This window comes from Bradyrhizobium sp. LCT2 (assembly GCF_009931255.1).
Classification (GTDB): Bacteria; Pseudomonadota; Alphaproteobacteria; order Rhizobiales; family Xanthobacteraceae; genus Bradyrhizobium; species Bradyrhizobium diazoefficiens.
Genome location: NZ_CP034432.1, coordinates 7,222,022 through 7,235,039, shown reverse-complemented (window position 1 = coordinate 7,235,039; position 13,018 = coordinate 7,222,022). Strand labels below are relative to the sequence as shown.

Here is a 13,018-nt window from a genome sequence, read left to right as displayed (position 1 = left end):
TGGCTAGCACAGCATCCGGCAAGGGCCTTGACTTGGCTCAATCGTTGAGCATGCCGGCGCGCATCGCGAGGCGAACCAGTTCCGAAAGGCTGTTGGCCTGCATCTTGGTCATGACGTTGGCCCGATACACCTCGATGGTGCGCGGGCTGATGTCGTACTCGCGGGCGATCAGCTTGTTGGAAAGGCCGGCGATCAGCCCTTCCATGACCTGGCGCTCCCTGGGGCTCAACGAGGCGACGCGGGCGGCGATATCCTGCGCGACGGCCTCGCTCTTGGCGGCCGGCTCGGCCTGGCGGATCGCCGATTCGATCATGGCGGTGAGGCGGTCGTCCTCGAAAGGCTTTTCCAGAAAGTCGACCGCCCCTAACTTCATCGCCTCGACCGCGAGCGGCACGTCGCCGTGACCGGTCATGATGAGGATCGGAAAGGGGCTTTGCTGCGCCTTCATCCGCTTCAACAGCTCGATGCCGTCAAGGCCCGGCATGCGCACGTCGGAGACGACGCAGCCGAAGGAGAGACCCGGCAGGGCGTCGAGAAAGGCTTGCGCGTCGTCAAACAGCGTGACGCCGAAGCCGGCAGAATCCAGCAGGAAATTCAGCGAATCCCGCATCGCCGCGTCGTCGTCGATGACGTAGATATGTCCCTTGGTCGTCATGCATCAATTCTCGTCGGCTGCCGGGAGGGTGAAGCGGAAGGTCGCCCCGCCCGATGCGTTGCTCTCGGCCCACATGCGCCCGCCGTGAGCTTCGATGATCGAGCGGCTGATGGACAGTCCCACGCCCATGCCGGTGTCCTTGGTGGTGAAGAAAGTCTGAAACAGGTTCGGAATGACGTCGTCCTGGAAACCGCTGCCGGTGTCGGACACTTCGACCTCGATCATGTCGTCGGCGGCGGGGGTGTTGGTGACGACGAGCTCGCGTCGCTGCGACTGAGCCATCGCTTCCAGCGCGTTGCGGAACAGGTTGACCAGGACCTGCTGGATCTGCACCCGGTCGGCGAGAACGAGATCGGCGCCCGGATCGAGACTGAAGCGGAGCTGCACGTTCTGCTCGCGCGCGCCGGCAAGCCCGAGCGCGCCGGCCTCCTCGATCAGCTTGGAGAGACTCTCGACCCGCTTCTCCGATTCGCCGCGGGCAACGAAGTCGCGCAGGCGCCGGATGATCTGGCCGGCGCGCAGCGCCTGCTCGGCGGCGCGGTCCAGGGCGCTTTCGACCTTCGGTGTGTTCGGATCACTGCTGCCGGCAAGCAGCCGCCGCGAGCCCTTCATGTAGTTGCTGATCGCCGCCAGCGGCTGGTTGAGCTCGTGCGCGAGCGCGGACGCCATTTCGCCCATGGCGCTCAGCCTGGAGACGTGGACGAGCTCGGATTGCAGTTCCTGGAGACGCGCCTGGGTCTGCTGGTGCTCGGTGAGATCGCGGACGAAACCGGTAAAATAGGGCTCGCCGCCGGACTGCATCTCGCCGATCGACAGGTGCATCGGGAAGGTGGTGCCGTCGCGGCGCTTGCCGGTCACGATGCGCCCGATGCCGATGATGTGGGGATCGCTCGTGGTGCGGTAACGCGAAATGTAGCTGTCATGCCGGGAGCGGTCGGGCTCCGGCATCAGGATGTTGACGTTCTGGCCGATCGCCTCGAGCTCGGACCAGCCGAACAGGCGCTCGGCGGCCGCGCTGAACAGCTGGATGATGCCGTGGCCGTCGATGACGATCATGGCGTCGGGAATTGTGCGGAGGATCGAGCGGAGGTGGGTCTCGCGGGTCCGGAGCGCACCCTCGACCTGCTTCTCCTCGTCGATATCGAGAAAGATGCCGCTGAGATGGCGGGCGGTGCCGGCTTCGTCCCGAATGAGCCCCGCCCGGGCGCGAATCCACTGTCCTGCGTTGGAGGTGCCGGCGACCCTGAAGGACACGTCGAAGCCGCCACCGCGTTCGGAGACGCGCTTGATCGCGCTCTCCACGCGCTCGCGGTCCTCGGGCTCGAGGCGTGACAGGAAGAGGTCGTAGCTCGCCGGCTGGTCCTGCCCGATTCCGAGCAGCGTCCGCGCGGTATCCGACCAGTCCAGCGCCCGGGTCTTGAGGTCGAGATCCCAGGTGCCGACGCCGAATCCCTCGATCCGGACTCGGAAATGCTCGCCCCGGCCGTCATCCGGCGGATGCGTTACGCGGGTCGGCGCCAAGGTGTCACTCCCATTCTCGTGCCACGGGCCGGGTGCCGCAACCACGGCGGCAATTTCGCCCAAGCCCGGGCTGGAGGCAAGTTCCGATGTTTGATTCCATTGGCGTAATTCCGGTGGTCCCGTGTGGGCGACGGTTTGATCTATCTCATCCTGCCTCGCGCCGGCACAGCTAGATTTCATAGCAGTTCATTGCCCGGAGAATTCTAATGACATACGCGACCGTGATGGTCAGCTTGGCGCTCGACCAGTCCAACGAGGCGCGTCTTCAGGTCGCGGGCGAGCTCGCCGAGCGATTCGAGGCAGCCATCGTCGGGGTTGCCGCGGCGCAGTTCGCCCCGCCACTCTATTTCACCGACGGCGCCGCCGCCCAGGGACTGATCGACGAGGGCGAAGCGTCCGTCAGGCGACGGCTGGCGGCCCTGGAGGCGCAATTCCGCGCCGCCACCAAGAATCGCGGCGGGCATGCCGAGTGGCGCAGCGCCATGGATTTTCCGGCGCGATTCGCCCTTGCGCAGGCGCGCTGCGCCGACATCGTCGTCAGCGGCGGGCAGAGCCCGGCCTTCTCCGACGCTTTCGCGCTCGCAAGCCCCAAGGATCTGGTGATGCAGGCCGGCCGCCCGCTTCTCGTCGTCCCCGATGGGGCCAACTGGCTCGACCTGCGCAGCGTGCTGGTGGCCTGGAAGGATACGCCGGAGGCACGGCGGGCGGTGGCGGACGCGCTGCCGATGCTGCGCAAGGCGAGGGATGTCACCATCGCTGCAATTCCGGAGCGCGACGACGACCGCTCGGCCGTGTTGGCCGGCGTCACCGACGTTGCCGCCTGGCTCGCCCGCCACGGCGTCACCGCGACCGCGCGCGTCTCGGAGGCTGCGGGAGACGAACCCGCCGCCGCGCAACTGGAGCAAGTCGCCGGCGACGTCGGAGCCGGCCTGATCGTGGCGGGCGCCTATGGACATTCGCGGTTTCGCGAGCTGATCCTGGGAGGCGTCACCCAGTATCTGGTCACTCAATCCGCCCGTAGCGTGCTGCTGTCGCACTGACGGCCGTTCGGCCAAAAGCTATTCGAGGAGGACGCGCCGTGTACAGATTTCTTGAGCAGACCGTCGACGGCTACATGACGCGCAACGTCAAGACGGTGCAACGTGACATCGACATGCTCGAGCTCAGCGAGATGTTCGAGCGCGACGATTTCAATTCCTATCCGGTCGAGGACGACGGACAGGTGGTCGGCATCGTCACCAAGTTCGACATCCTGAAATGCTTCGCCTTCACGCCGAGCCAGATGCTGCCGCGCTATCATGACCTGATGAGCCGCAAGATCGGCGACGTCATGACGCCGGAGTTCATCTATGTCAGCCCCGACACGCGGCTGACGCGCGTGCTCCAGATCATGGTCGAGCACCGCATCAGGAGCATCATCGTGCTCGACGGCGCGCAGAAGCTCGTCGGCATCATCGCCCGCGAGGACGTCATCGCGGCGCTCAAGGCGACCGCGCGCGACTGACGGGGCCTCCAGTTCCCGCGATTTCAAACTCCGTGATTTCACGGAAGCGATTGGTCGCCGCGCGCGCGGCGCCGGCCGCAGGCGATTGATATGGCTCTCTGATCCGCGAAAGCCTCACATTAACAGAAATCCACCTATCTTGATTTCAATCAATTCCCCGCGAGGGTGAATGTGGTTTCTGGCGCTGTGTTCTTTCAGAGAGAATCCGCATGAGCCAGCCCTCCATCTCCAAATCCATGACCATCGGTGAAAGCGGCCTGGCTGTCGTGTTCGCAGCCACCGCCTTCCTCTGCGTGATCGCCGCGGCCAAGGCGCTCGACGCGCCCTTCGCCTTTCACGCCGCGCTCAGCGCGGCGGCGAGCGTGGCTGCGGTGTTCTGCATCGTCAACCGCTACTTCGAGCGCCCCGCGGCGCTGCCGCCGGCGGAGATCAACGGCCGTCCCAACTACAACATGGGGCCGATCAAGTTCTCCTCCTTCATGGCGATGTTCTGGGGCATTGCCGGCTTCCTCGTCGGCCTCATCATCGCCTCGCAGCTGGCCTGGCCTGCGCTGAATTTCGATCTGCCCTGGATCAGTTTCGGCCGCCTGCGTCCGCTGCACACCTCCGCCGTGATCTTCGCCTTCGGCGGCAACGTGCTGATCGCGACATCCTTCTACGTCGTGCAGAAGTCCTGCCGCGTGCGCCTTGCCGGCGATCTCGCGCCCTGGTTCGTCGTGGTCGGCTACAACTTCTTCATCCTGGTCGCGGGCACCGGCTATCTGCTCGGCGTCACCCAGTCGAAGGAATATGCCGAGCCGGAATGGTACGCCGACCTGTGGCTGACCATCGTCTGGGTCGTCTATCTGCTCGTCTTCCTCGCCACCATCATCAAGCGCAAGGAACCGCACATCTTCGTCGCGAACTGGTTCTATCTCGCCTTCATCGTGACGATCGCGGTACTGCATCTCGGCAACAACCCCGCGCTTCCCGTCTCGGTGTTCGGCTCGAAGTCCTACGTCGCCTGGGGCGGCATCCAGGATGCGATGTTCCAGTGGTGGTACGGCCATAACGCGGTCGGCTTCTTCCTGACCGCCGGCTTCCTCGCCATCATGTACTACTTCATCCCCAAGCGCGCCGAGCGGCCGATCTACTCCTATCGCCTGTCGATCATCCACTTCTGGGCGCTGATCTTCCTCTACATCTGGGCAGGTCCGCACCATCTGCACTACACGGCGCTGCCCGACTGGACGCAGACGCTCGGCATGACCTTCTCGATCATGCTGTGGATGCCCTCCTGGGGCGGCATGATCAACGGCCTGATGACGCTGTCGGGCGCCTGGGACAAGCTGCGGACCGATCCCGTGCTGCGCATGCTCGTGGTCTCCGTCGCCTTCTACGGCATGTCGACCTTCGAAGGCCCGATGATGTCGATCAAGGTGGTCAACTCGCTCAGCCACTACACCGACTGGACCATCGGCCACGTCCACTCCGGCGCGCTCGGCTGGGTCGGCTTCGTCTCCTTCGGCGCGCTGTACTGCCTGGTGCCGTGGGCCTGGAATCGCAAGGGCCTCTACAGCCTGAAGCTCGTCAACTGGCACTTCTGGGTCGCGACCCTCGGCATCGTTCTCTACATCTCGGCGATGTGGGTGTCCGGCATCCTCCAGGGCCTGATGTGGCGCGCCTACACCTCGCTCGGCTTCCTCGAATACTCCTTCATCGAGACCGTCGAGGCGATGCATCCCTTCTACATCATCCGTGCTGCCGGCGGCGGGCTGTTCCTGATCGGCGCGCTGATCATGGCCTACAATCTCTGGATGACCGTTCGCGTCGGCGAGGCGGAAGTCCAGATGCCCGTCGCTCTTCAGCCGGCGGAATGAGGAGCTAAAGCAATGTCGTTCTGGACACGCCACCAAGTCTTCGAAAAGAACTCGATCATCCTGATCGTCGGCATCCTCTTGGTGATCGCGATCGGCGGCCTCGTCGAGATCACTCCGTTGTTCTACCTCAAGAGCACGATCGAGAAGGTCGATGGAGTGAGGCCCTATACGCCGCTGGAGCTCGCCGGCCGCAACGTCTACGTCCGCGAAGGCTGCTATCTCTGCCATTCGCAGATGATCCGGCCGCTGCGCGACGAAGTCGAGCGCTACGGCCACTTCTCGCTGGCCGCCGAGAGCATGTTCGACCATCCGTTCCAGTGGGGCTCCAAGCGCACCGGTCCGGACCTCGCCCGCGTCGGCGCCAAGTACTCCGACGACTGGCACGTCACCCATCTGACCAACCCGCGCGCGATCGTGCCGCAGTCGGTGATGCCGGGATATCCGTTCCTCAGCGCAACCGAGGTCGATCCGGACACCATCGCCGACCATATGCGTACGCTGAGGACCGTCGGCGTGCCCTACACGGACGACCAGATCGCCAACGCGAGCGCCGATCTGAAGGCCCAGGCCGATCCGGACAATGCCGGCGCCGACGCCTTCAACAAGCGCTACGCCAAGGCCGTGGTGCGCAACTTCGACGGCAAGACCGGCACGCCGACCGAGATGGACGCGCTGATCGCGTATCTGCAGATGCTCGGCACGCTGGTCGACTTCAAGATCTATAACGAGAAAGCCAATCTTCGCTGAGAAGGCATCAACGATGAAAGCCATCCTGACCCTCGACAATCTCGCGTCCGGTCTCGTGACCACGATCTGGACGCCGGTGTTCGTCGCGATCTTTCTCGCGATCATCGCCTACGCATTTTGGCCCCGTAACAAGGCTGCGTTCGACGAAGCAGCACACCTGCCGTTGCGGGAGGAGTGAGAGACCATGACCGATCATAGCGAATTCGATTCTGTCTCCGGCAAGACGACGACCGGACATGAGTGGGACGGCATCAAGGAGCTCAACACGCCGCTGCCGCGCTGGTGGGTGATCTGCTTCTACCTCACCATCGTCTGGGCGATCGGCTACTGGATCGTGTATCCGGCCTGGCCGCTGATCTCCAGCAATACCACGGGCCTGTTCGGCTACTCCTCGCGCGCCGACGTCGCGGTCGAGCTCGCCAATCTCGAGAAGATCAGGGGCGACAAGATGGCGGCGCTCGGCGCAGCCTCGCTCGCGGACATCGAGAAGGACCCGGCCCTGCTGGCGCTTGCGCGCGCCAAGGGCAAGACCGTGTTCGGCGACAATTGCGCGCCGTGCCACGGCTCCGGCGGCGCCGGCGCCAAGGGCTTCCCGAACCTGAACGACGACGACTGGCTGTGGGGCGGCACGCTCGACCAGATCATGCAGACCATCCAGTTCGGCGCGCGTTCCGGCCACGCCAAGACGCACGAGGGCCAGATGCTCGCCTTCGGCAAGGACGGCGTGCTGAAGGGTGACGAGATCGTCACGGTCGCCAATTACGTGCGGTCGCTGTCGGGGCTGCCGACCCGCAAGGGTTACGACGCCGCCAAGGGCGAGAAGATCTTCGTCGAGAATTGCGTCGCCTGCCACGGCGACGGCGGCAAGGGCAACCAGGAAATGGGCGCACCGAACCTGACCGACAAGATCTGGCTCTATGGCTCGGACGAGGCTGCCCTGATCGAGACCATCAGCCAGGGCCGCGCCGGCGTCATGCCGGCCTGGGAAGGGCGGCTGGATCCCTCCACCATCAAGGCGATGGCGGTCTACGTCCACTCGCTGGGCGGTGGAAAATAGCAGATCCGCGGCAAACGGGGGCGAACAAAAGTGCCCCCGTTTGAGCTGGATCAACTGACGCGGCGACGTCGGGTCTAGGTTTAATCGCACCTCCTCGAAAAGTTTCAGGCGATGAACAAGACCGTGAACCCGAAAGACCTCACATCGGAAGATGACGTCGGGCCGCTCTACGCAGCCCGCAAGAAGGTCTATCCCCAGAGCGTCTCCGGCACGTTCCGCCGGATCAAATGGGGCCTGATGGCGTTCTGCCTCGGCGTTTACTACTTCCTGCCGTTCGTGCGCTGGAATCGCGGCCTTGGCGCGCCCAGCCAGGCGGTGCTGATCGATCTTCCCAACAGCCGCTTCTATTTCTTCTTCATCGAGCTGTGGCCGCAGGAGGTCTACTACTTCACCGGCCTGCTGATCGTCGCCGCGGTGGCGCTGTTTTTGATGAACTCCATCGGCGGCCGGATCTGGTGCGGCTATCTCTGTCCGCAGACCGTCTGGACCGACCTGTTCTACGCCGTCGAACGCCTGATCGAAGGCGACCGCCGCGAGCGGATGAAGAAGGACAAATCGTCCGACCCGATGAAGCTCGAGCGCATCTCCGAGATCGTGCTCAAGCATTCGATCTGGCTGCTGATCGCCTGGTGGACCGGCGGCGCCTGGGTGCTCTATTTCAACGACGCGCCGACCCTGGTGAAGGAGCTCGTGACCTTCCAGGGGCCGATGATCGCCTATATCTGGATCGGCATCCTCACCGCAACGACCTATCTGCTGGCCGGCTACATGCGCGAGCAGGTCTGCACCTATATGTGCCCGTGGCCGCGGATCCAGGCAGCGCTTACCGACGAATGGGCGCTCAACGTCACCTACCGCTACGACCGCGGCGAGAAGCGCACCTCGGTGAAGAAGGCGGCCGAGCTGCGCGCGCTCGGCCAGCAGGTCGGCGATTGCGTCGATTGCTACCAGTGCGTCGCGGTGTGCCCGACCGGCATCGACATCCGCAACGGACCGCAGATGGAATGCATCCAGTGCGGCCTCTGCATCGACGCCTGCGACAACGTGATGACCAAGATCGGCCGGCCGAAGCGGCTGATCGGCTATGACAACGACATCAACATCCATCGCCGCCAGGAAGGCAAGGCGCCGATCTATCGGATCGTCCGGGCGCGCACCGTGGTCTACAGCGCGATCATCGCGGCCATCGGCGGCTTCATGATCTACACGCTGGCGACGCGCAGCCTGCTCGACGTCAACGTGCTGCACGACCGCAATCCGGTCGCGGTCAAGCTCAGCGACGGCTCGATCCGCAACGCCTACACGGTTCGGCTGCTCAACAAGAGCGGCTACGACCGCGTCATCGCGATCGACGCGAACGGTCCGGCCAATTTGACGGTCCACGTCATCGGCGTCGATTCGGTGACGCCGGACCGGCCGATGATCGTGATCCCCCGCGACTCCACCAGCGAGCTGCGCCTGCTGGTTACGGCGCCGGCGGAGACCAATCCCGAGAAGTCGATCCCGGTTCGCTTCCACGTCACCGATATCGGGCTCGGCGAGGTCGCGTCCGCCACCGACAATTTCGTCGCGCCTTAGGATCAGGAGACAGCCATGGCCTCCAAGCCGCTGACCGGAACAAAAGTCTTCCTGATGTTGGTCGCCTTCTTCGGCGTCGTGATCGGTGTCAACGTGACCATGATGAAGCTCGCGATCGCGACGCTGCCCGGCACCGACGTCGACAGCCCCTATGCCGCGGGTCTCACCTATGATCGCGAGATCTCGGCGGCGCAGGACCAGGCCGCGCGCAAATGGAAGGTCAACGCCCATATCGAGCGCGGGACCGATGGCGGCGCCATACTTCAGGTCGAGGCACGCGATGCCGGCGGCCAGCCAATGTCCGGATTGAAGTTCGGCGGCCGGCTCGAGCGACCGACCGACAAGCGCGCCGATCTTTCGGTCGAGCTCTCGGAGGCAGGCATCGGCATCTATCGCGGCAATGCCGCCTCCGTCGCGCCGGGCCAGTGGGACCTGGTGATCGAGGGCGAGGCGCGGGGGACGCGCGTATTCCTGTCGCGCAACCGCGTGATCCTGAACTGAGGACGTCGTCATGCACGTCACGCGGGATTTCTCGCACTACGTCCGGACCGCGGGCGAGGGTATCAAGCACATCGATCTCGCGGTCGAGGGGGTTCACTGCGCCGGCTGCATGGCCAAGATCGAGCGCGGATTGTCCGCCATTCCCGACGTCACGCTGGCGCGCGTGAATCTCACCGACCGCCGCGTCGCGCTGGAATGGAAAGCGGGCACGCTCGACCCGGGCCGTTTCATCGACCGGCTCGAAGAGCTCGGCTACAAGGCCTATCCGTTCGAGACCGAGAGCGCGGAAGTGGCCGAGGTCGCCGAATCGCGCTTCCTGCTGCGCTGCCTCGGCGTTGCGGCGTTCGCCACCATGAACGTCATGATGCTGTCGATCCCGGTGTGGTCGGGCAACGTCTCGGACATGCTGCCCGAGCAGCGTGACTTCTTCCACTGGCTGTCGGCGCTGATCGCGCTGCCGGCGGCGGCCTATGCCGGCCAGCCGTTCTTCCGCTCCGCCTGGCGCGCGCTGTCGGCGAAGACGACCAACATGGACGTCCCGATCTCGATCGGCGTGATCCTCGCGCTCGGCATGTCCGTGGTCGAAACCATCCACCATGCCGAGCACGCCTATTTCGACGCGGCGATCATGCTGCTCACGTTCCTGCTGGTCGGCCGCTTCCTCGACCAGAACATGCGGCGGCGGACGCGCGCGGTCGCCGGCAATCTCGCCGCGCTGAAGGCGGAGACGGCGGCCAAGTTCGTCGGGCCCGACGAGATTTCACAGGTGCCCGTCGCTGCGATCAGTCCTGGCGACATCGTGCTGCTGCGGCCCGGCGAGCGCTGTGCGGTCGACGGCACGGTGATCGAGGGGCGTTCCGAGATCGACCAGAGCCTGATCACCGGCGAGACGCTCTATGTCACGGCCGAGCAGGGCACGCCGGTCTATGCCGGCTCCATGAACATCTCCGGTACGCTGCGGGTGCGCGTTTCGGCGGCCTCCGAAGCGACGCTGCTCGCCGAGATCGCGCGGCTGCTCGACAACGCGCTCCAGGCGCGCTCGCGCTACATGCGGCTCGCCGACCGCGCCTCGCGGCTCTACGCGCCGGTGGTGCATGCGACCGCGCTCATCACCATTTTGGGCTGGGTCATCGCGGGTGCGTCCTGGCATGATGCGATCGTGACCGGCGTTGCCGTGCTGATCATCACCTGTCCCTGCGCGCTTGGGCTCGCGATTCCGACGGTGCAGACGGTGGCCTCGGGCGCGATGTTCAAGTCCGGCGTGCTGCTCAACTCGGGCGATGCGATCGAGCGGCTGGCGGAAGCTGACCACGTCATCTTCGACAAGACCGGCACGCTGACGCTGCCCGACCTCGAAGTGATGAACGCGGCTGACATTCCCGCCGATATCTTCGAACTCGCCGGCCGCCTCGCGCTGTCGAGCCATCATCCGGTTGCCGCCGCGGTGGCGCAGGCCGCCGGCGCCAGGTCGCCGATCGTCGGCGCGGTCGAGGAGGCCGGGCAGGGCGTGCGCGCAGACGTCGACGGCGCCGAGATCCGCCTTGGCCGTCCGTCCTTCTGCGGCGCCGAGGCGCTGGTCGGCGACGGGACGAGGCTCGATCCCGAAGCCTCCATCGTGGCCTTCAGCAAGGGAGCCGAAAAATTCATCCTTTGGGTGCGTCAGGGCCTGCGTCCGGACGCTCAGGCCGTGATCGCGGCGCTGAAGGCGCGCAACATCGGCATCGAGATCCTCTCCGGCGACCGCGAGCCGGCGGTGAAGGCCGCGGCCCATGCGCTCGACATTCCGGAATGGCGTGCCGGCGTCACGCCGGCCGACAAGATCGCGCGGATCGAGGAGTTGAAGCGGCGCGGTGCAAGAGTGCTGATGGTCGGCGACGGCATGAACGACGCGCCCTCGCTGGCGGCCGCCCACGTCTCGATGTCGCCGATCTCGGCGGCGCATCTCAGCCAGGCCACCGCCGATCTCGTCTTCCTCGGCCGGCCGCTGGCTCCTGTCGTCGCCGCGATCGATTCCGCGCGCAAGGCGCTGCACCTGATGCGGCAGAACCTCTGGCTTGCCATCGGCTATAACGTCCTCGCGGTGCCGGTTGCGATCAGCGGCGTCGTGACGCCCCTGATTGCCGCTGCCGCCATGAGCGGATCGTCGATCCTGGTCATGCTGAATTCGCTGCGCGCCCGCAGCGACTCGCGGGAGATCGTGTGATGGAAATCCTGGTCATCCTGGTTCCGCTGGCGTTGATGCTCGGAGGCGCCGGTCTTGTCGCGTTTCTTTGGTCTTTGCGGAGCGGTCAGTACGACGACCTCGACGGTGCGGCCTGGCGCGCCATCGCCGATGACGAGCCGCCGCAGGAAGCGCCGGTCAAGCGCTAGCGCTTCAGGGCGAATGTGAGCAGGGCCGCGGCCGCGAGGGCCACGCCGACACCGGCGACGCAGGCGTGCCAGCCGAAACTGTCGAACAGTCGCCCGAGCACGGCCGTGCCGATCAGCCCGCCGCAGAAGTAGCAGGCAAGATAGGTTCCGCTGGCGACGCCGCGGTTGTCGGTGGCGGCCTGTCCGACGAAGCCGGTCGCGGCGGCCTGCGCGAAGAATGTTCCGACACCAACCAGAACCATGCCGATGAGCACTTCGCCCAGATGCGGCGCCAGCATCAGCGGCAGGCCCAGTCCGGCGACGGCGAGCGAGCCCCATATTGTCGGCCGCGTCCCGAGCCGCGAGGCCACCCTGCCGGCGAGCAACGTCGTGACGACCGATGGCAGGAAGACGAAATAGACGAGGCCCAGATCCATCATGCCGAGCGACAGCGGCGGCCGGACCAGCACGAAATTGACGAATGTGAAGGTGCCGATGAAGGCGAACAGGATGCAGAAGCCGATGCCGTAGGCGGCGCGCAGCCGCGGATTGCGCCAATGCGCGATCATGGCGACAAGCGGCGGGCCCGCCGGCGTCATGGCATGCATCGGCTGCACGCGCCTGATGGTGAAATAGACCAGCGCCGCGCCGGCGAGGTTGAGCGCCGCGAAGGAATAGAAATTCCAGGCGAGACCGAGGCCGTCGGCGACCGCCGCCGAGATCAGCCGGCCGACGAGGTTGCTGGCGACATTGCCGGTGATGTAGGCGGCAAACGCGCCGCCGGCATCCATCGCGCTGCATTGCTCGCCGAGATAGGCGAGGGTGAGCGCGAAGGCAGATGCCATGCACAGGCCCTGCGCGATCCGCAAGGCGGTGAAGACGCCAAAATTTGGCGCGATCGCCAGCAGGCTCGTAGGCACCGCCAGCAGCGTGAGGCTGAGCAGGATGCCGGTCCGCCGGTTGATATGCGGGCTGAAGAAGCCGACGACGAGGCTAGCAATCGCCATGCCGAAGGTGCTGGCGTTGACGGCAAAGCCCATCGCCGCCGGCGTGACGCCGTAATGGCGCGCCAGCGAGGGCAGGATCGCCTGCGTCGCGAAGAGATCGACGACGGTCAGGAAGGCGGTGAGGCCGATGACGAGCGAACGAAGCGCAAGGCCCGGGGAATGCGCGTCCATCGTCATCGCGGCCGGTTTGATCGACGCGGAAAGATCGGTCATGGCACGGCTCTCCGTTGATCTGTCATT

At 65.3% G+C, this 13,018-nt stretch carries 13 protein-coding genes; 10 read left to right on the top strand and 3 right to left on the bottom strand.

Translation table 11 applies throughout. The features are described from left to right. Positions 1–37 precede the first annotated feature (37 nt). Entirely contained in the window at positions 38–655 is a 618-nt protein-coding gene (gene fixJ, locus EI171_RS34310; RefSeq protein ID WP_011085544.1) for a response regulator FixJ, read from the bottom strand. A 3-nt stretch (positions 656–658) separates the two neighbouring features. Continuing rightward, a complete protein-coding gene (gene fixL, locus EI171_RS34305; protein ID WP_161535942.1) occupies positions 659–2,176 on the bottom strand; it encodes a sensor protein FixL in 1,518 nt (505 codons plus the stop codon). Between the two features lie 206 nt (positions 2,177–2,382). Here fixL and EI171_RS34300 point away from each other — a divergent pair, with 206 nt between their 5' ends. The 10 genes from EI171_RS34300 (at position 2,383) to ccoS (ending at position 11,792) form a co-directional block, all read left to right on the top strand. Further along, the gene (locus EI171_RS34300) at positions 2,383–3,216 is read left to right on the top strand and encodes a universal stress protein (protein WP_161535941.1); all 834 of its coding nucleotides are present in this window, start codon (positions 2,383–2,385) and stop codon (positions 3,214–3,216) included. Positions 3,217–3,254: 38 nt separating this feature from the next. Next, the gene (locus EI171_RS34295; RefSeq protein WP_011085547.1) at positions 3,255–3,680 is read left to right on the top strand and encodes an HPP family protein; all 426 of its coding nucleotides are present in this window, start codon (positions 3,255–3,257) and stop codon (positions 3,678–3,680) included. 209 nt (positions 3,681–3,889) lie between these two features. Beyond that, positions 3,890–5,539, top strand: a complete 1,650-nt coding sequence (ccoN, locus tag EI171_RS34290; protein WP_092185853.1) for a cytochrome-c oxidase, cbb3-type subunit I — start codon at positions 3,890–3,892, stop codon at positions 5,537–5,539. Positions 5,540–5,551: 12 nt separating this feature from the next. Then, a complete protein-coding gene (ccoO, locus tag EI171_RS34285) occupies positions 5,552–6,286 on the top strand; it encodes a cytochrome-c oxidase, cbb3-type subunit II (RefSeq protein ID WP_011085549.1) in 735 nt (244 codons plus the stop codon). 13 nt (positions 6,287–6,299) lie between these two features. Beyond that, on the top strand, positions 6,300–6,464 hold the full coding sequence (locus EI171_RS34280; protein ID WP_015687703.1) for a CcoQ/FixQ family Cbb3-type cytochrome c oxidase assembly chaperone: 165 nt from the start codon (positions 6,300–6,302) through the stop codon (positions 6,462–6,464). 6 nt (positions 6,465–6,470) lie between these two features. Continuing rightward, on the top strand, positions 6,471–7,343 hold the full coding sequence (ccoP, locus tag EI171_RS34275) for a cytochrome-c oxidase, cbb3-type subunit III (protein ID WP_028174762.1): 873 nt from the start codon (positions 6,471–6,473) through the stop codon (positions 7,341–7,343). A gap of 111 nt (positions 7,344–7,454) precedes the next feature. Next, positions 7,455–8,921 carry a cytochrome c oxidase accessory protein CcoG gene (gene ccoG / locus EI171_RS34270; protein ID WP_011085552.1) on the top strand — a complete coding sequence of 489 codons (1,467 nt, stop codon included), beginning with the start codon at positions 7,455–7,457 and terminating at the stop codon, positions 8,919–8,921. A gap of 15 nt (positions 8,922–8,936) precedes the next feature. Next, the gene (locus EI171_RS34265) at positions 8,937–9,422 is read left to right on the top strand and encodes a FixH family protein (RefSeq protein ID WP_161535940.1); all 486 of its coding nucleotides are present in this window, start codon (positions 8,937–8,939) and stop codon (positions 9,420–9,422) included. 10 nt (positions 9,423–9,432) lie between these two features. Then, the gene (locus EI171_RS34260) at positions 9,433–11,625 is read left to right on the top strand and encodes a cation-translocating P-type ATPase (protein WP_161535939.1); all 2,193 of its coding nucleotides are present in this window, start codon (positions 9,433–9,435) and stop codon (positions 11,623–11,625) included. Next, entirely contained in the window at positions 11,625–11,792 is a 168-nt protein-coding gene (ccoS, locus tag EI171_RS34255) for a cbb3-type cytochrome oxidase assembly protein CcoS (RefSeq protein ID WP_008138466.1), read from the top strand. The genes EI171_RS34260 and ccoS overlap by 1 nt, the downstream gene beginning before the upstream one ends. Here the strand turns inward: ccoS and EI171_RS34250 are convergent. Beyond that, complete coding sequence (locus EI171_RS34250; RefSeq protein ID WP_161535938.1) at positions 11,789–12,991, bottom strand: MFS transporter; 1,203 nt, start codon at positions 12,989–12,991, stop codon at positions 11,789–11,791. The two genes, ccoS and EI171_RS34250, sit on opposite strands and share 4 nt — an antisense overlap. Positions 12,992–13,018: the final 27 nt, after the last annotated feature.